Annotated in this window: 15 protein-coding genes; 9 read left to right on the top strand and 6 right to left on the bottom strand. The window is 37.7% G+C overall.

Annotated elements, in window-relative coordinates; all coding sequences use genetic code 11:
• Positions 1-360 precede the first annotated feature (360 nt).
• The 4 genes from ACHABW_RS23345 to ACHABW_RS23330 all read right to left on the bottom strand — a co-directional run bounded on the left by ACHABW_RS23345 (position 361) and on the right by ACHABW_RS23330 (position 4,577).
• The gene (locus ACHABW_RS23345; protein ID WP_435759087.1) at positions 361-681 is read right to left on the bottom strand and encodes an MmoB/DmpM family protein; all 321 of its coding nucleotides are present in this window, start codon (positions 679-681) and stop codon (positions 361-363) included.
• Entirely contained in the window at positions 678-1,745 is a 1,068-nt protein-coding gene (locus ACHABW_RS23340) for a toluene hydroxylase (RefSeq protein ID WP_435759085.1), read from the bottom strand. Before ACHABW_RS23340 ends, ACHABW_RS23345 begins: the two co-directional genes overlap by 4 nt.
• 49 nt (positions 1,746-1,794) lie before the next feature.
• The gene (locus ACHABW_RS23335) at positions 1,795-2,829 is read right to left on the bottom strand and encodes an NADH:ubiquinone reductase (Na(+)-transporting) subunit F (RefSeq protein WP_435759083.1); all 1,035 of its coding nucleotides are present in this window, start codon (positions 2,827-2,829) and stop codon (positions 1,795-1,797) included.
• A 101-nt stretch (positions 2,830-2,930) separates the two neighbouring features.
• Positions 2,931-4,577, bottom strand: a complete 1,647-nt coding sequence (locus ACHABW_RS23330; protein WP_435759081.1) for an aromatic/alkene/methane monooxygenase hydroxylase/oxygenase subunit alpha — start codon at positions 4,575-4,577, stop codon at positions 2,931-2,933.
• Between the two features lie 535 nt (positions 4,578-5,112).
• Between ACHABW_RS23330 and ACHABW_RS23325 the strand changes: the two genes are divergently transcribed.
• Complete coding sequence (locus ACHABW_RS23325) at positions 5,113-5,385, top strand: hypothetical protein (RefSeq protein WP_435759079.1); 273 nt, start codon at positions 5,113-5,115, stop codon at positions 5,383-5,385.
• Between the two features lie 14 nt (positions 5,386-5,399).
• Positions 5,400-7,034 (top strand): chaperonin GroEL, encoded by a 1,635-nt coding sequence (gene groL / locus ACHABW_RS23320; RefSeq protein ID WP_435759077.1) that lies wholly within the window; start codon positions 5,400-5,402, stop codon positions 7,032-7,034.
• Positions 7,035-7,336: 302 nt separating this feature from the next.
• On the opposite strand, the gene ACHABW_RS23315 is transcribed toward groL, so the two are convergent.
• Both ACHABW_RS23315 and ACHABW_RS23310 read right to left on the bottom strand, forming a co-directional pair.
• Positions 7,337-7,669, bottom strand: a complete 333-nt coding sequence (locus tag ACHABW_RS23315; protein ID WP_435759075.1) for an IDEAL domain-containing protein — start codon at positions 7,667-7,669, stop codon at positions 7,337-7,339.
• A gap of 418 nt (positions 7,670-8,087) precedes the next feature.
• Positions 8,088-10,094 carry a sigma-54-dependent Fis family transcriptional regulator gene (locus tag ACHABW_RS23310; protein ID WP_435759073.1) on the bottom strand — a complete coding sequence of 669 codons (2,007 nt, stop codon included), beginning with the start codon at positions 10,092-10,094 and terminating at the stop codon, positions 8,088-8,090.
• A 576-nt stretch (positions 10,095-10,670) separates the two neighbouring features.
• On the opposite strand from ACHABW_RS23310, the gene ACHABW_RS23305 reads away from it, so the two are divergent.
• The 7 genes from ACHABW_RS23305 (at position 10,671) to ACHABW_RS23275 (ending at position 17,689) form a co-directional block, all read left to right on the top strand.
• Positions 10,671-11,027, top strand: coding sequence for a hypothetical protein (locus tag ACHABW_RS23305; RefSeq protein WP_435759071.1), 357 nt, complete (start codon positions 10,671-10,673; stop codon positions 11,025-11,027).
• A gap of 139 nt (positions 11,028-11,166) precedes the next feature.
• Positions 11,167-12,207: an amidohydrolase family protein gene (locus ACHABW_RS23300; RefSeq protein ID WP_435759069.1), complete on the top strand. Its 1,041-nt coding sequence runs from the start codon at positions 11,167-11,169 to the stop codon at positions 12,205-12,207.
• Positions 12,208-12,248: 41 nt separating this feature from the next.
• Positions 12,249-12,977, top strand: coding sequence for an iron-sulfur cluster assembly protein (locus tag ACHABW_RS23295; protein ID WP_435759067.1), 729 nt, complete (start codon positions 12,249-12,251; stop codon positions 12,975-12,977).
• Between the two features lie 68 nt (positions 12,978-13,045).
• Entirely contained in the window at positions 13,046-13,618 is a 573-nt protein-coding gene (locus ACHABW_RS23290) for a DJ-1/PfpI family protein (RefSeq protein ID WP_435759065.1), read from the top strand.
• A gap of 100 nt (positions 13,619-13,718) precedes the next feature.
• Positions 13,719-14,858 carry a CdaR family transcriptional regulator gene (locus ACHABW_RS23285; RefSeq protein ID WP_435759063.1) on the top strand — a complete coding sequence of 380 codons (1,140 nt, stop codon included), beginning with the start codon at positions 13,719-13,721 and terminating at the stop codon, positions 14,856-14,858.
• An 84-nt stretch (positions 14,859-14,942) separates the two neighbouring features.
• The gene (gene glcD / locus ACHABW_RS23280; RefSeq protein ID WP_435759061.1) at positions 14,943-16,355 is read left to right on the top strand and encodes a glycolate oxidase subunit GlcD; all 1,413 of its coding nucleotides are present in this window, start codon (positions 14,943-14,945) and stop codon (positions 16,353-16,355) included.
• Positions 16,352-17,689: a (Fe-S)-binding protein gene (locus ACHABW_RS23275; protein WP_435759059.1), complete on the top strand. Its 1,338-nt coding sequence runs from the start codon at positions 16,352-16,354 to the stop codon at positions 17,687-17,689. The genes glcD and ACHABW_RS23275 overlap by 4 nt, the downstream gene beginning before the upstream one ends.
• Positions 17,690-18,680: the final 991 nt, after the last annotated feature.

Raw genomic sequence — 18,680 nt, 5'->3', positions numbered from 1 at the left:
GCTCTCCAGCGCCGATGATAGTTGGGGGTTTCCCCCTGTGAAAGTAGGACGCCGCTGGGCAAATAGAAAAAGACATTCTCTTAGGAGAGTGTCTTTTTTGTGGTTTTAAAGGGTTATGTGTTTGTAATCTTGAGGTAGGTGCTACGGCGGTAGCACCTACAAACGTAGCAGGTAGAAAACAGGGGCATAAGTGAGAAGGATAAGCGAGCTTGAAAAGTTCTTTTGGAGGTAGGTGCTACGCCAGTAGCACCTACCTTAGGAACTTCTCCAACTAACTGTTTAGCTTAAAGAAATACTCACTCAGAATAAAAGTTTTTTAACCCTGTCGTCACTTCACTCATGTCATTTACCCATTCACAATTAAAAAATATACTGGTTCGCCTCTTCTGGATCGGCAAATAGCATTATTTTATCATCAAGCATGACCATACGGCCGTAGTGAGTTGACATTTCTACCTGGAATGCATATGGATCAAAGTCTCGTCCTAATTCTTCGGCAATTTCGATCATATCGAATTCTAAATATTTAATTCCGTCAATCCGGATCAAAGCGGGGAACTCTGTGACAACAACATCCTTTTTATCTATCATTATTTCGGCAATAACTCGGCCTTCTACACTATCACTAAGGGTTACTCCGCATTTATTATTAAATCCTTTTTCTAATTCTTTGTTAATCATAATTTAACCCCCTTCGGTAAGCTTATATTAAGGTGCTTCAGAATGGAGTTGAAACGTTCGTTTGCGCTCATGTACGCTTCTGTAAAGGTAGTTACTTTCACTCTTGGTTGTGACCAAATCGGTTGGAGATTATTTGCAGAAGTAACACACAACGGAACATACTTTTTGAGCCATTCGTGAGCAACTAGAATGTTATTCTGACCATGAACTGGATCTTTGAAGAAGATATCAAACATTTCAGCTGTGTAGTCTAGGTTGCGCTCATAATCTGCTTCTGCTGTAGAAACGAGCGTAGGAGTGATATAGTCTCCATGAGATGCGGCATATTGCATTAAGAAGCCACTTCTGAATAATTCGCCAACGAGTGGTTCGTATACAAGGTTGATGGCAAAAATTTGTTCTGCCCAATCAGTGGATGCAGTAAAGGTTTCTACTACTTTGCGAGTGCTTTGCCAGATTTCGTTTTTCATCCAATTGTCTTTCCCAGATGTTTCATCAAATTCAGTGACACTAGCGATCTCACCCAGGTAAATTGTACTTTCTTGAGCATACCGTAATTTATCTGCTGCATTGATAAGAATAGAATTATTGATCATTTGGCTTAATCCATCTCGTTGAGCAGATTGAAAAATCATTCCAAGGCCGTATTCTGCGTGTTTGACAGCACTAAAGTGGTCTTCAAGAATTTTAACCCAAGCTTTGTCAAAATTATTGAATTGCTTTTCCACTTTTGCACTTTGAATCGTTAAGCCAACCTGCTTTATAATTGCAGATTGACGAGCATAGTGATTTCGCTCCCATTCTTTATTCGGATCGCGGTATTGGTGCCAATCGGAACTCCTAATCTTTGTCCATGAATCGGAGTATGCTGGTGTGCCGTCCGCAAAGGAAACGATCCATCCTTGCTTTAGGTAGCGTTCCGGATCAGGTTGCACATCTACTGTTACGTCCTCATATAATGTTCTTCTTCTCGCCTGTGGTTCGTAGTAGTTGTATCTTCTGCTAGTACTGCTGGCAAACTTTTTTGATCCTGCCTCTGCAGATTGTTTTACGATTTCACTCATGTTCTAACCTCCTAATTTACTGAATAGATTCATTAAAATTTCATAGAATTCAATTGGAAGCTGGTATAAACTTGTCAAAGAAAATACGGTCAGGAGTTATTCCTTCGTCTCTTAACACTTTGATTGCACTGTCAATCATTGGTGCAGGTCCGCATAAAAATACCTCTAAGTCTTTGTCAAGATCGTTAGATTTCAGGTAACGATCAATGACTTCTGTAATTAGTCCTGTTTCCCCGCTCCAATTATCTTCTGTTTGTGCTTCAGAAAGGGCAGGAATATATTGAAATCCATCTAATCGTTTTTCAATTTCTTTGAATTTATCAAGGTAAAATAAATCTTTCGCTGAACGAGCACCGTAAAAAAATGTTATATTACGTTTAACATTTTTTTCAGCCATGTCATTTAGAATTGCCCATAATGGAGCCATGCCGGAACCCCCACCGATAAGGATCATATCCCCGTGATTATCCTCTTTTCGTATACAGTTTCCGTAGGGACCTTTAACTTCAAGTATGTCACCATTTTTAAATTGCTGGTCTAGGAGTGTTGAGAATTTCCCCCCCTTAAAAGTTTTTATCATAAACTCAAGCTTATCTGGTTGTTGAGGAGTATTTGCCATCGAATACGACCTGTAAAAGTTTTGTCCTGGAACATAAATATCGACAAACTGTCCTGCATGAAAGGTAATACCGGCTGGCTCATTCAATGCAATTGTCAATTTTCGAATGTCATGAGTAAGGCTTTCAATTTTTTCGATAGACGTTTGATATGTTTTAATTGGAATAGAAACTTTCAATGCTTCTTCGTCGTATTGAATTAACTCAACTTTCAAATCGCTATAAGCAAGTGTTTTACATAGAAGGACATAGCCTTCCTCGGCTTCGTGATCAGGTAATGCAAAAGTGGAATAACGACCCATATCTGCATCGCCTTCTAGCAAAATTGATTTACAAGTAGAACACTGTCCCTCCTTGCATCCATGCATGAGAGCGACACCTTGTCTGAAGGCAGCTTCTAGGACTGTTTCTCCCTCTTCAACCTCCATTTCTAACCCTACTGGTTCTAAAGAAACCTTGTAAGTCATATGGAGTTCTCTCCCTTTTAAAATATTGAATGCTACTATCCAGGTAATTGAGAGCATTACTTGGATAGCAGTATTCTTTCTTTATTTTTTAGATTTAACGATTACTTGATAGTAAATCCAGCACGATAATCTGCGATCGATTTTTCACGGTCTTGCTTATTCATTGCTCTTAAATCGAGTAATGGACTTCGTAGTTCATAACCTTTCACATCGTCGAGCGTCCACATTTTTGAATCTTCAAAGTGTAAGTGAGGTTGTGGGATTAATGTTTTACCATCATCACGGACAAACTCCAGATCTTTGACTATATCAGCTAAATCCCATCCATGATAAAGTTCTTCCCACTGTCTTTTTCCACTAAAACGACCCATTGCAGGGGTTGGTCGGCCTTTGTATTTATCAGAAAAAGCTACTTTGTGTGTCCAACAGCATTGTTCAGAACAATAAGTGTGTAGTTCACCGTTTACTTCTTCAACGACTAAATCTTCTCTAATGACACATGGTACTAAGCAGCTCCAGCATCGGTGAGGATAAACATATCCCGTATCAGCAAAAGCGATAGGTGTTCCTGGCTTGGATAATTCACGATAATGATCCCACCATGCTCCAAACTCGTTATACCAACCTGGATATTTGTTTTCGAACCATTCGTAATCTCTTTCATCAAGTGGATCAATTCTCCAAAAGTTAACCGGCCAACCCGTTGCAAAAAACTGAGCAACCTTGTGAACATAGTTATTTTTAGTCATTCGTTCCCAAGCAGCTTCGACGTCATCATGGTGAATTTTCAAGCCGTACTTCTCGAGCGGAACGAGATAACTTCGGTAGTAGTCTTCATAAACCCATTTGTTCCATAATTCAGAGTAAGATTCTTTCTTTTTATTACGATCCTTTGTTCCATATTCAATGATTGTACCGATGGCTGCATCTACAATGGCATGATTTTGCCAAAACGCATAGCGGATATCACGTTCGAGCAAATCATGGTTATCGGGATCACCCAATACCATCATTAACGTTCCATAACCATTATTAATGTGACGGGATTCGTCAGATTGAACAGATAAGAAAACGGACGGAAGAACATAGTCTCCATTTGCAGCAGCTTCCGATGGCATAGCTACGAAAAGAGTGTTAGTGAATGCAGTTTCAGCAATAATTTGTAAATAGATGTTTGCGGCAGTGATCGCATCGCCAGTGATAAAACCTTCACCAAACTGACGGCCGATCGTTGTTGCATAACATCTTCCAAAAGCTTTTTGGGTTATATCAAAACCAGCTGGATCGATATAGTTCTCCATATACCACTTTTTCAAATTCATTTGAATAGTGGAATGACGGAATTCATCGATCATCTGCATGGTATAACCGTTTTTCAACTCATCATTCGGAACAACATTGCTTAACAAAGCCATAGAACGCGCCGCGGAAATTTCTGGAAACGGGATAATCGCCAAAAATAGTTTCATCCATTCTATCCACCGCGGCTGGGCATCTTTGAACATATTTCCGCGGAGTGCAGCATCCATTGCGCCATATACGCGGTTGTCTTTCTCCTCCTCCATCGTAAAGTAAGAATGTAACACTTGTTTCATCGTGTCTTTTGGTGCCTTTGAAAACTTGTAATCTGTTGGATACTTTATTGCCTCTTTTGCATAACTAGGCAACCAAGCTAAGTCTTTGACCCGTTTATGAGCTTCCGCATTTCTCATATTGGGCTGGGAGTTGATCTTCGAAATCGTTACCATTTAACTTCCTCCTTACAGATCTATTTAGTAAGCGTTTTCACTCACTACTGAAAGATTAATGCAAGTATAATGCCAACTTGAATGAAATTCTTAAAAATCATGATTACCTTAGGGATATATATTTAAACTTTTCCTTCTTGAAGTCTTTTCACTGGTTATGAATGAGAGTAATCTTGTCGCATAACGTTTCGCGTGTTGCTCTGCGCGACAATGTCGCAATATACATTTCAGGATTAGAAGAATCGCTGCGGAAGTTTTAGTGTGGCTGTTATCGTGAAGTTCGTTATTTTGATAAAGAAGCAAGATCTGGACAGATTCTGAAGAATGCTGATACAGGTGCAGGGGCCACGGAAAATCGTCTGCCTGTAGTGAATGCAACTTGGTTATTTTCTGGCGTAGAAATTTATGAGCTACTTCCATAGAAATTTAATGTGCGCTAACGAATTTAAACGTATTTTCCAGAGATTTATAGTTTTGGCACACTACTTGCAAGTAATAGTAAGAGTAACCTAATACTAAATGAGGAGGTGATTGTATGAATATAAGACCACTAGGAAATAGAGCAGTAATTAGCTTACTAGATGAAACAAACGCTACACTTCAAAATGGGATCATCATTCCAGATACAGTTAAGGGGGAAATTAAACGTGGAAAGGTAGTTGGAATTGGAGAACATGACAGCAGTTTATTGCAGGAGAAGGACGTGATTATTTTCTTAGAAAATACTGGTGTCTCCGTTAAATTAGCAAATGAGGCCTTTATTATTATAAATGAAGAGGATGTTTTGGCAGTTGTTGAAGATAATTAAAGGGGGAAAAATAAGTGCCTAAGTTAATTAAACTGAATGAAAATGCTCGAGTTTCACTGGAAAGCGGGATCGATAAATTAGCTGCAATCGTGAAGTCTACGCTAGGACCAAAAGGAAGAAATGTCATTATTGATAGACCTTTTAGTACGCCTATGGTATCAAATGATGGGGTTTTTATCGCAAAAGAAATAGAACTGGATGATCCATTTGAAAATATGGGAGCCATGCTGGTCAAAGAAGTAGCAAGTAATACAAATGATAACGCAGGGGACGGAACTACAACTGCCATCGTACTTGCACAAAGTATGGTCAAACAAGGTCTTAGTTACGTGAGAGATGGAGCTAATCCAGTTTTTCTTAAAGTAGGAATCGAAATGACGATAAAATTAGTCATTGATTCACTTAGAGAATCATCCGTGTCAATAGATAAACATGATTTCATCGCTGAGGTTGCATCGATTTCCTGTAGAGACAAGGAAATAGGCGAAATGATTGCAGAAGCTATGAAGAAAGTTGGGACTGATGGTCTTATTACTGTCGAGGAATCTAAACTTCCTATTACTGCATTAGAAATAGTCGAAGGAATGCGTTTTGATCGAGGATATATTACACATAATATGGTTACCAATTACGAGAAAATGGAAACAACTCTTGAAGATGCTTATATTTTAATAACAGATCAAAAGATCATGTCATCGAATCAGATTGTACCGTTGATGGAAAAAATTAAGGGATCAGGTCGTCCACTTCTCATTATTGCAGAGGACGTTGGGAATGAAGTAATTGGTACTTTAATGGTAAATCAACAAAGAGGGACATTCCAGACTGTAGCCGTCAGAGCGCCGGAATTTGGATATAATAGAAACCTAATGCTTGAAGACATTGCTGTTATGACTGGGGGCCGTGTCATATCAGATTCTATGGGGCGTAATATGGAGGCGGTTACAATAGAAGATCTAGGGCAAGCAGTCCAAGTGATAGTTGACAAAGATCAAACGGCTATTATAAAAGGGGCTGGTGAAAGTAGTAAAATAAATGGGAGAAAGGATCAAATTCGAAGGCACATTGATGACACGGCACAGGAATGGGAAAAAGAAAAACTTCAAGAACGATTATCAAGGTTTTCAGGAGGAGTAGCAGTCATTTTGGCTGGTGGTGTTACATCTGTTGAACGGAATGAGAAATTATGGCGAATTGAGGATGCGTTAAATGCGACGCTTGCCGCTATTGAAGAAGGAGTTATTGCAGGAGGCGGAACAGGTTTACTGCAAATCTTAAATAAGGTTGAAAAAAAGGTGATGGATTTTCAAGGAGACGTTTACTTAGGAGCCCAAGTAGTATTAAATTCATTATCGTCTCCACTTAGAACGATTGCAAATAACTGTGGTTTGGATGGAGATGCAGTAGTAAACACGGTTAAAAATCAACCGGATAATCATGGCTTAAATGCCTTGAGTGGGGAGTACGTTGATTTGATAGAAGCTGGAATAATTGATCCTGTAAAGGTGACTGCTACCGCTTTAGAAAATGCAGCATCTATTGCTGCCCTTATTATCACGACGGATTCATTAATAACAGAAAAAGAAGTAGCTCAACTGGATCCAACAGAAGGACCCTCTCGAGGAGCAGGTGCGGAATTATTAGAATAAAAGAAGCAGAGGAAGCGTCTCTTTGCAAGATTATTACCTTCATATAGAAAACTAATGAGAATTGAATTCTCTCTATGAGTATGCTTTCTCCGGACAACATTTCAGCTGCTCCAGCGGGTTACTAATCGCAAGAAAACGGTTTTTTAATTATCCCGCTGGAAACGTTGCCTTTTGCCTCTTTATCCAAAAACAAGAGAGTACGAATCAGATTATTAAAGATCAGTCTGGGGATCACCTTTGAATTCCGTAGGTGCTTCTAGTGGTCTAACGCACACTTAAATTATTTCCTTGGTTATTGGCGGCTAATTTATGTCTTCCAGTTTCTTTAAAAGTTTATAGAACCAATCCTCATCTCGTGTATCAAGTGATAGATTTATTAATTGATTAAGATATCCTCTTAAATAAATGTCAGAATCCACCTTATTACTAGTTGATTTTTGGCTGTGTTTTTTAACTTGATAGTTTTCTAAAAACCTTAGCTCATCTCGTTTCACTTTTATAAAATCCCCTTCCGATCCGTCTATCTTTACATTAATTTGACCGTATATATCGATGGATTGAACGACACCCTTTCTCTGAAAATATGCGGTAGCTGTACTCCAAACCATTACCTTATCACCAATCTTAAAATTCATTCAAATCACCCTTAACGTCATTTCATAATCGAGCATGTTCAAACAAACGGAGAATAAAGTTGGTTATTAGTATTTTTATCTACAGTACTTCAGTAACTGTTACCTAAATGGGTAGCTATTCTAATGATACGATAGTAGCAGAATAGTAAGATGATAGTCAGAGTTTTGATGGTTATTTATCACACTTTGGGATTGTTACATTTAACAGGAAATAGATGTCCTATGAATTCAATCTAGGAGGACGTTTTTTCTCCAAAATCTATAAATGTTACGAAAACAACCTTTTTTATATTATTGTGATTAGGCGACGTTTCTATACCCTGTACTACTCTTTTTATGCAAAAATCCCACAGAAGTGATAAAAACTTCTTGTGAGATCCAAGTGTTATATAGAATTATCTTCGGCATTCCCATCAAACTATAGTTTCCCTATTTTTCTATAAATCGTACTTCGGTGAATACCGAGTCTTTTTGCGGTTTCTTTAACATTGCCATTTAACTCATCAAGTACTTTATAAATAATTTGTAATTCTTGATCTTTTAGAGATGATTTGTCGTAACCAGCATTGGATTCTGTTGGATATATTCCTGAATGTCCCGAGTTTCGGAACTCCGTATTATCACCTGTTAAAGTAACTGGAGGATATTTTGGGGCTTCTATACCAAGCACTTCACTCGGCAAATCAGCTATTGTTATTAGGTTGTCTTGTTTTTTGACGGCCATTTTATACGTGAAATTACGAATCTCCCGCACATTTCCTGGCCACTTATAACGATTTAAAACTTGTAAAGCTTCGTTATCTATCAAAATTTCTGACCGCTTAACATCTATACAAACCATTCTGAGAAAGTAGTTTAGAATCAGTGGAATGTCTCCGGTTCTGTTTCGTAAAGGTGGAACACTGAGTGAAAGTACATTTAGACGATAGTAAAGATCCGCTCGAAACTTCCCCTCACTAGATAATTTCCTCAAATCACAATTAGAAGCTGCGATGACACGAACGTTTAATTTAATAGGTCGTTTTCCCCCAAGTCGAACTACTTCACCTTCTTCAAGGATCCGTAACAAATTTGTTTGTAAATCCAAGGGCATTTCTCCAATTTCATCGAGAAATATGGTGCCGCCTTCTGCCTGTTGGAACTTTCCGGATCTTCCCCCTTTAATGGCGCCAGTGAAAGTTCCTTCTTCATATCCAAACAGTTCACTCGCTGCAAGTTCTTTTTGTATCGCACCGCAATTTACAGCAATAAAAGGTCCGGAAGAACGGTTGCTTAAGGAATGAATGGATTGTGCGAACAACTCCTTGCCGGTGCCGCTTTCTCCTTCAATTAATACTGGCATCTCTAATTTCGCCATTGTAGATGCTTCTTCAATCACAGACTGAAGTTCCTTCGATTGCCCTATCATATTTGAAAACGTGTATTTACTGGAATTTTCTTTCCTTTTAGCGATATTTATTGGTGTAATCAAATGTACCTCTGCTCCAATTGGAATACCTAAATGTTTAAAAGGAGTTAATTCAAATGTTAGTTTAGCAGGGCGTGATGTGTCTTTATTGGATTCCCACCTCATTGTGCTAGTTAAAGGTATGGATAAATGATCTAAATCAACAAGTCGTTGATTCTTGTCGATCAAATTCTTTTCATAAAATTCTCGATGAGCCATCAGGACTCGTCCACCACGGTCAAGAACAGCAACTATTTTGTTTGGTTCTTTATTACTGCTTTCTTTGAAATGCTCAACTAACTTGGCTCGTTGCTTTTCAAGTTGATTAGAGAGCTTTTCTTCAATATAATACGCAATGGAAACGACAGAAGACAGAGAATGTGGATGGATCATATTCCACGGACCGGTCAAGTCAATAATGCCGATAATGTTGTTCGTTGCTGGATCTCTAACAGGAGAAGCAGAACAAACCCAATCGTGAACTGGTTGACAAAAGTGTTCAGAGGCAAATATTTGTAGAGGCTTGCCCGTCGCAAGAGATGTACCAATGGCATTTGTTCCTATATAACGCTCTGACCAGGACGACCCGATAACGAAATTCATTCTTTCTGCTTTACTTACAAGAGATGGATGGCCGTCGATATAGACGATTTCTCCTTGGTTATTACAGAAAACAATTAAATGTCCCGAATCTATCGCAACTTCTTTTAGAACCGAAAATAAAACCTCTAATGTAGGATTAAGAGCACTAGTAGAATGATACTCTCTAATATTGTCTGGAGTTAAAATGATTGGTGCTTTCCCTTGAACAGGATGTATGCCATGTTTACAAGATCGTTCCCAAGATTGACGGGTAGAGTTTCTTACATCCGTATCCAAATCCTTTCCCGACACAAAATTTTCCCAGGCATTTTCAATTCTCACTCTTGCATTTTTCGGTGACGTAAAAATGTCAAAAGGGATTAATGGACTATCCATATTCTAACCATCCTTTTACAGAGAATTTGATCGTTTTGTTAGCGTTTTCAAAAATTGTGAGAATGACTCTGGACTTTGAATAGACAACGACCTTTTCCGCACCAACCTATTTTCACGTTTATTATACTATATAATTATACAAGTTTATTAGTTTTTCATCCTTTATTCATAATTTTCAGAATACGACACAATACTTGTAATTCCTTATTAAATTGGTGTTTTGCAAATTTCTACTAGTGTTGCATTTTACTACTTTTTCTTTGTTTTTTGCGACACTTCTAGGTGGTTTTGAAACATAATTTTGAAAACTGTTTTTCTTAGATGCTTTATTCAGCTTTATTTAAAAATTTCTAAGTATATAAAGATGGAGGAATAAACAGGGCGATCAAATCGCTCTAAGCGGACAATGCATTCGTGCTGGCGTGCTTGACTTTTTTTAAAGCTAGATTCAATTTTGCAAAACATGGCATGAAAGTTGCATTGTATTTATTAGACTGGTAAAGCATGGATTGGAAGTTGTGGTGGAACCAGTAAAGGTGAATTTTCAGAAATCTTAACACAATGAAGGGAGTGTTTATGATGGAAATGGACTCATGGGACAAATTATCACCTGAAAAACGTGATAAGGCTTCTAATCTTATCACTGAATTGAGTTCTGTTGTAGTAACTTGGAATGACACTGATCAGAAAAAGATTCTCGATATATTCTCTGAATTTATTGCAGTGTGCCAGGATGAACATAAGTTAAAACCCCATGAATTAATTGTGATTTCTAAAATGCTGCAAGAGTATGCCTTAACAAATCTGGTTGAATGGTTACCTTCCGATTTTGAGAAATGGAAAAATAAAGACGAACTTATGACGATGTTTTTCTTTGGAAAAGAAGGATTAGAATCGTATAAGAAGGATAAGGAAAAAGCTTTAAAAACATGAATAGGCTTTGGTGTTTCGAACTTTATTACTAGAAACATAGAAAAATCTGTGGTTTTTTAAAAAGATTCGATATTTTAGAAAGCGCCGTCATTTTGGAGGTTCACTTTGTTGGTGTTAATTTAATCGAGGGGGAATGGATATGTATAAAACTGCTAACGGGGAAGAAATTTTTGTTATTGATGCCCATATTGCTCTTTGGGATGGAAGTAAAGAAAATCAGCTCAACAAACATGGGGAAGAGTTTATTAGTTGTTTCTATGATTATCACAGAAACCTGAGCCCGGAACAATATGTGTGGCCGAAGAAAGAATTTTATAAATACAGTCCCGACAAATTAGTAAATGATGTGCTTATAAAAGGATATTCTGATATGGCGATCTTTCAGCCTGTTTATTTAAAAGAATTTTATAAAAATGGGTTTAGCAATTTTGATGCCAATGAGGCGTTATCGAAAAAATATCCAAATCGTTTTATCTGTAATGGAACGTTGGATCCCCGTCACGGGACGAATGGGTTAAAACAGTTAGAAAAAGATCATGAAAAATATAATTGGCAAGGTATAAAACTCTATACGGCAGACTGGTACGGCGATTCTAAAGGCTATAAACTGTCTGATCTTTGGGCAAAAAAATACCTTGAGAAATGTGAGGAGCTTGGAATAAAAAATATTCACGTCCATAAAGGGCCCACCATAACACCTTTGAATAGGGATGCCTTTGATGTGGCTGATATTGATGATGCTGCGAGTTGCTTCCCTAACTTGAACTTCATTGTGGAACATGTAGGTCTACCGAGACTTGAGGATTTCTGTTGGATTGCAACGCAAGAAAAAAATGTTTATGCAGGATTAGCTGTTGCGATGCCTTTTATTCATTCACGACCACGTTATTTTGCGGAGATCATCAGTGAGTTGTTGTACTGGTTGGACGAAGATCGCATTCTTTTCAGTAGCGATTATGCCATCTGGGAGCCAAGTTGGCTTGTTGAGAAATTTATAGCTATGGAGCTGCCGGAAGATATCCAACAAGAAACAGGAGTGACGTTTGATATGAATGTGAAGAAGAAAATTCTAGCCGAAAATGCCGCAAGTCTTTATAACATTAATATTCCAGAACAAAAAATAATTCTAGCCAACTGTCCATTAACGAAAAGAATGGATAGACAAAGAGAAAAAGTCTAATGAATGAAATTTTGGTGAAATGAAGTGGGGAGGGGTGTCATATGAGTAAAGAGAAGGAAGTTTTTGAAAAGCTTGATAAAGTGTTTGATCCAGAATTAGATCAGCCGCTAACAGAATTAGGATTTATTAATAATACGGAAATAAAAAATGACGTCGTCGAAGTTGTCTTCAGATTACCAACGTATTGGTGTTCACCTAATTTTGCTTACATTATGGCAGAGGACATTCATAAATATGTGTCTGAACTAGAATGGGTAAATGAAGTAAAGGTCAATTTAATTGATCACTGCACATCAGATGAAATCAATCAGGGCGTTACTAAGGGGAAACAGTTTAGTAAGTCATTAAATGAATTTAGTTTATCTGATGGTGAACTTGATGAATTGCGTAATACATTTCTCATTAAAGCTTTCTATGCACGACAAGAAAAACTCATGAAATCCCTTATCAAACTAAAGATGTCTCATGAACAAATAATTTCTCTTTCTGTCCAACAATTACGTGATCTTTCTCTTTCGGAAGAAGACCAAGAAATTAGAAAAAGATACTTGGAAAAAAAAGTATTGTTGCAACATGTAAGTAACCTTGCCATTACAACTCCAGAAGGGGAAGCTCTATCAGTAGAAAGATTTCCCGACTACCTTCGTGGTGCAAAGAGTACTAGACTCAGCATGGAGTTTAACGGTCACTACTGTAGAGGGTTGCTAGAGGCAAGGTATGATTTGCCATCAAGTAATACTCTAGAAGAAGCATCAACCATTAGAAAATAAACATTCTCATTTTTGAAGGGATCGATATCAATACCAAATAACTATAAAAAAAGGAATGGTGAAAAATTATGAGTAAAAATGTTCTTATCGTAACTGGCGACGCTGTAGACTGTCTGGAAATATTTTACCCTTATTATCGTTGTTTAGAGGAAAATATCCCTTGTACAATCGCATCACCAACAATGAAAAAATTGCAAACGGTATGCCATGACTTCTTACCGGAAATGGAAACCTTCACCGAGATGAAAGGCTATAAAATAGACTCACACGCTTCTGTTGATGATATTAATCCCGCAGATTTCGATTCCCTGATCCTGCCTGGCGGTCGTGCACCAGAGTATATCCGTATGAACCCAAAAGTTCAGGAAATAGCGGCACATTTCTTAAAAGAAAACAAGCCAATGGGAGTAATCTGCCATGGACAGCTCATTTTAACAACAGTAAGGGAGCATATTCAAGGCAGAGAAATGACTGCCTATAATGCTTGTCGCCCCGAAGTAGAAGCAGCTGGAGCAGTTTATATTGAAGACCAATTACATGTAGACGGAAATCTAGTCACGGGGCACGCATGGCCAAACTTACCTGAATTCATGAGAGAATTTTTTAAACAACTAGAAGTAAAAGAAGAGGCGAATGTATAGTATTATAGATACTAAGAAAGCTTAGCTAAGTTGGCTAAGCTTTTTTAATTCTTATTTTTAGAGGTACATGTCTTATAACCCTTAGGAAGTGGTGAGTTCATTGAAACTAATCCCTGAGCTGGCTAAGAAAATAATAAATGAAGCAAAATTGGTTTTGAAAGAAAACATTATCGTTGTCGATCAAAGTGGGGAAATCATTGCTTCGACAGATTCTATTAGAGTCGGTTCATTTCATGAAGGTGCATTGATTGTTATGCAAACAAAAATGAAACTCTATATTACAAAAAGTATGGCAACGACACTCAAGGGAGTTCGGCCAGGGATTACATTGCCGATTATGTATGATAATGAAGTCATTGGTGTCATCGGAATAACAGGTATACCGGAGGATGTTGAACCTTTTGCTGAACTTATTCGCAGGATGACCGAGTTAATTATTAGAGAAGCAAACTATATGGAAAAAAAAGATTGGGAGACGAGAGGATTAGAATCATTTTTTTATGAATGGCTCTACAATCATGATATTGATGAAGAATTCATCAGTAGAGGACAAATACTTGGAGTTTCATTGAACTCACAGTATATTTGCCTACTGTTTCAAGTGGATATGAAGCAAAGAGAAAATGAATTACCGCAAATTCAAGCTAATATGAGCTCTTGGTTTGAGACTCAGTTTCCTAGAGAGAAAGAGGATTTATTTATTAGGTGGGGCTATGGGCGTTTTATCCTCTTAAAGAGTATAGAGGGTTCACTATCGAAACTAGATTTTGAGATAAAGAGATGGCAACAATATTTTACAAAACACTATGAAGTGGATCTAGCCATTGGTATTGGAAAAAAGCGAGTCAACAAAGCAATTTACCCAGCTTATCAAGAAGCAGAAAAGGCATTAAAAGCAGCGATAAAAGGTAATCGTGTCATTTACTATGATTCATTGTTATTGGAAATTATTTTAGAAGATGTAAAGGAACGTCTAAAAATAGAGTTTTCGAATAAAGTTTTTGACTCTATTAAACATGATCCGGAATTAATGTTAACGCTAGATCATTACTATCATCATAATCTATCACAAAAAAAAGCAGCCGATGATTTACATATTCATATTAATACATTGCGTTATCGTCTGAAACAAATTAGAGAACTATCAGGGATTGATCCTAAAAGTACAGAAGGAATTACACTATTTTACGTTGCGTGGTTTTTCCAAGAAGGTAATAAACACACAAAAAACCATGAATAAAGCGCTTAACTTTGTGTGATTACACATAGAACTTTCCTTTCACTCTTCTTATAATGAAGGTAGCAAAGGATGGAGGCGAGTTATTTGATTGAAAAACGTGTCAAAAAAAAGCTAATAGAAGTCATCGGAAAAGAAAACTTCTTAGATTCTAATGAAGCAAGACTTGTATACTCCTATGATGCCACACCCAATTTTCAATCTTTGCCGGATGCTGTGATTATGCCTGGAAGTTCAGAGGAAGTGCAAAAGATAATAAAAATCTGTAATCAGTATGAGGTCCCGATAGTACCAAGGGGATCAGGAACAAATTTATGTGCTGGAACTTGTCCGACGCATGCAGGGATTGTGCTAACTTTTAACAGAATGAACAAAATTATTGAAATTGATGAAGAGAATTTAACGGTCACCGTTCAACCAGGAGTCATTACCCTGCAAATGATTAACGCAGTAGAAGCAAAAGGGCTCTTTTATCCACCTGATCCAAGCTCCATGAAGATCTCGACACTTGGGGGGAATATCAGTGAGTGTTCAGGAGGGTTAAGAGGTTTAAAATACGGTGTAACAAAAGACTATGTGTTAGGACTTGAAATTGTATTGCCGAATGGAGATATTATTAAAACTGGAGGGAAGCTTGCCAAGGATGTAGCAGGCTATGACTTAACTAGTTTGTTCGTTGGTTCAGAAGGCACCTTGGGAATTGTCACAGAAGCAATTTTTAAGCTAATACCAATCCCGGAAACAAAGAAAACAATGTTAGCGCTCTTTTCAAATATGGATGAAGCGGCAAAAACGGTTTCTAAAATTATAGCCAATAAGATTATTCCTGCAACACTCGAGTTTCTGGACAAGAAGACATGTGAGGTTGTTGAGGATTTTGCAAAGGTTGGATTACCTACTCATGCAAATGCAGTTTTATTAATTGAACAGGATGGTCCATTGGAAACTGTAAACAAGGATATCCAACGTATTTCCGAAATTTGTGAGGAAGGAAACGCTATTTCCGTAAAAATAGCAACTTCAAATGAAGAAGCATTAGCTCTAAGCACGGCAAGAAGATCAGCTTTGTCAGCGCTTGCTCGTTTAAAACCCACAACGATACTAGAAGATGCTACGGTTCCCCGTTCTGAGATAAGAAAAATGGTCCAAGCAATTAATGAAATTGCAAAAAAGTACGATGTGACAATATGTACGTTTGGTCATGCAGGAGATGGAAATCTACATCCTACATGTTTGACGGATGCACGTGATCAAGAGGAGATGCACCGTGTCGAGCAAGCTTTTGAAGAAATATTCGCGAAGGCTATTGAACTTGGAGGAACAATTACGGGGGAACATGGTGTTGGCGAAATGAAGTCACCTTATCTTGCTTGGAAAATGGGAGAAGAAGGCGTTAATGCAATGAAAGCGGTTAAAAGTGCATTTGATCCTAAAGGCATCATGAATCCCGGAAAAGTTTTTGCTAAGGATACACGAAAAAGAGTGGTGGTCCATTCATGAAGCAGCGGGTTAAAGAAGAGATTCAGGAAGGTTTTAAAAAACGGTTAGACTATGATGAACTTTTGAATTGTATGCGTTGTGGATTTTGTTTACCTTCGTGTCCAACATACGGACAGACTAACCAATATGAGGCTGCTTCCCCTAGAGGAAGAATTGCACTTATGAAAGGGGTTGTTGATGGAGTCATCGAGCCAGATGAATCTGTGGAAGAGCAATTGAACCTCTGTTTGGGGTGTCGAGCCTGTGAACCAGTTTGTCCATCAGGTGTGAAATATGGTCACTTATTGGAAGAGGCTCGAGATGTCATTCAACAAGAAAAAAAACATAAATTGCCTGTTCGAGTGTTAAGACATCTTGTGTTTAAGGAGTTTTTTCCTAAGAAACAACGGATTAAACAGTTACATTATTTCCTTTCATTTTATCAAAAAAGCGGTATGCAAACTCTTTTACAAAAAAGCAGTGTTATGAATATTCTACCTGGGAACTTAGCACAAATGGAAAAAATCATACCGAAAGTGCCTCATAAGAAAGAGATGAACAATCGGCCAACCTACCTTCAGGCTGAAGGTACCTCCGTTCGGAAAGTTGCTTTTTTTGCAGGCTGTTTGATGGATACGATGTTTATGGAAACGAATAACGCGACGTTAGTTCTTTTACAAAAGGCTGGATGTGACGTAATTATTCCCGAGCAACAAGGATGTTGTGGAGCTTTACACGCACATAGTGGTGAGAAGGATATGGCTAAGCAACTTGCAAAGATTAATATTGAAGCTTTTGAAGCGTTAGACGTCGATGATATTGTGTTGAATGCAGGAGGATGCGGAGCCCTGTTAATTGAATACGATTATCTGTTGAGGGATGAAGAAGAATGGCATCAGAGAGCAAAGGCATTTGCAAGGAAGGTAAAGGACTTCTCAGAAATATTGGTGGAGCAAGGCTTTGACGAAAAACCAATGTCATTAGACTCGCATATTACGTATCAAGATTCGTGTCACTTGCGAAACGTAATGAAAACATCTAGTGCTCCAAGAAAATTATTAAAAGCTATTTATGGTTCACAGTTTCAAGAGATGGAAGAGTCAGATCAGTGTTGTGGCTCTGCCGGAATTTATAATATTACAGAACAAAAAATGTCGATGCAGATTCTTGATTACAAAATGAATAAAGTAAAGGCTACGAATGCCCATATTATTGTAACAGCTAACCCTGGTTGTTTATTACAAATGAAATTGGGGATTAGTCGTGAAGGGTTAGACTCAGAAGTAAAAGCTGTCCACTTAGCAGATTTGTTATTGGAAGCAGTACAACATAGTGAAGCCAGAAATTTAGTTTAGACCTAAGCTGTTTTTAAAAGATTGTTGTTTAATAGTACATGGAGGCACTTGAATTTGCTCAAGGAAAACACTTTCCACGGGCGATGCTTGAGCGCCTCCCGCCTGAAAAAACATATTTCTTCCTCTGCCAGCACTGTCCTGAGGCGAGACTTCGTCGAGACCTAAGCTTTTTCAATTTAGTTATCATGGTTGTTTGGAAGAATCCGTGGGAATCCTGTGGAAGAACAACCAAAAGGCGGTAGCTAGAGCATGGCCGCGAATGTCCATGCAAGTTGAATGGTAATTCTTCTTTCGTGCTAACAAGAATTTGCTGAGAAAATAGATAAAGCCTTAGGTATAGTAAGGATCATTGTTTTCTAACAAGTTTTCTTGATGTGGGAAGATGTAGGAGTCTTCTATCAATAAAGAGTAGGGTGTGAGAGTCGAAATAACATATGACTGCATAAATAGGCAAGATACTTCTCTGATGATTGACTACGTAATTCTTAGAGCGTTCTTTCTATAGGGATACCTCAGACAGTTAACAGAATGTGTCAGGTCTTGTTATTATCGTAATAATTCTGTTCCTATTAAATAAACTCTTCTATATATTATAAGTTCAATATGGAACTCATCGCCTTCCATTATGAAGGAACTATTAGTGCTTGATTTGTAACTAAGTAATGTTTATACGATAATTGGCCAAGTCACAATTCTTTCTGTGAGGTTTTTTGGGGACGTTTATTTCTAGTTACCTTGATGCTATTTATATAGTACATTCTTTAACGATTAGTAGATGGGTATATTTTCCATCATGTTTTTTGTATAAAGGTATTGTAATGTTGTTTTGAATCGTGTTATATTAATAACTGTCGCCAAAACGTTATACACTTTATTTGAAAACAATATATTAAGTTTTTGAAAAAGGTTGTTGACTTTGCAGACACATTCATGGTATATTAGTTGAGTCGCTAAAAACGACAACAACCACAACACAAACCGATTGAGAAAT

It is taken from the genome of Salipaludibacillus sp. CF4.18 (assembly GCF_051262595.1).
GTDB classification, from domain to species: domain Bacteria; phylum Bacillota; class Bacilli; order Bacillales; family Salisediminibacteriaceae; genus Salipaludibacillus; species Salipaludibacillus neizhouensis.
Note: the sequence above shows the minus strand (reverse complement) of the source record. Positions and strands in the feature narration are given on the sequence as shown.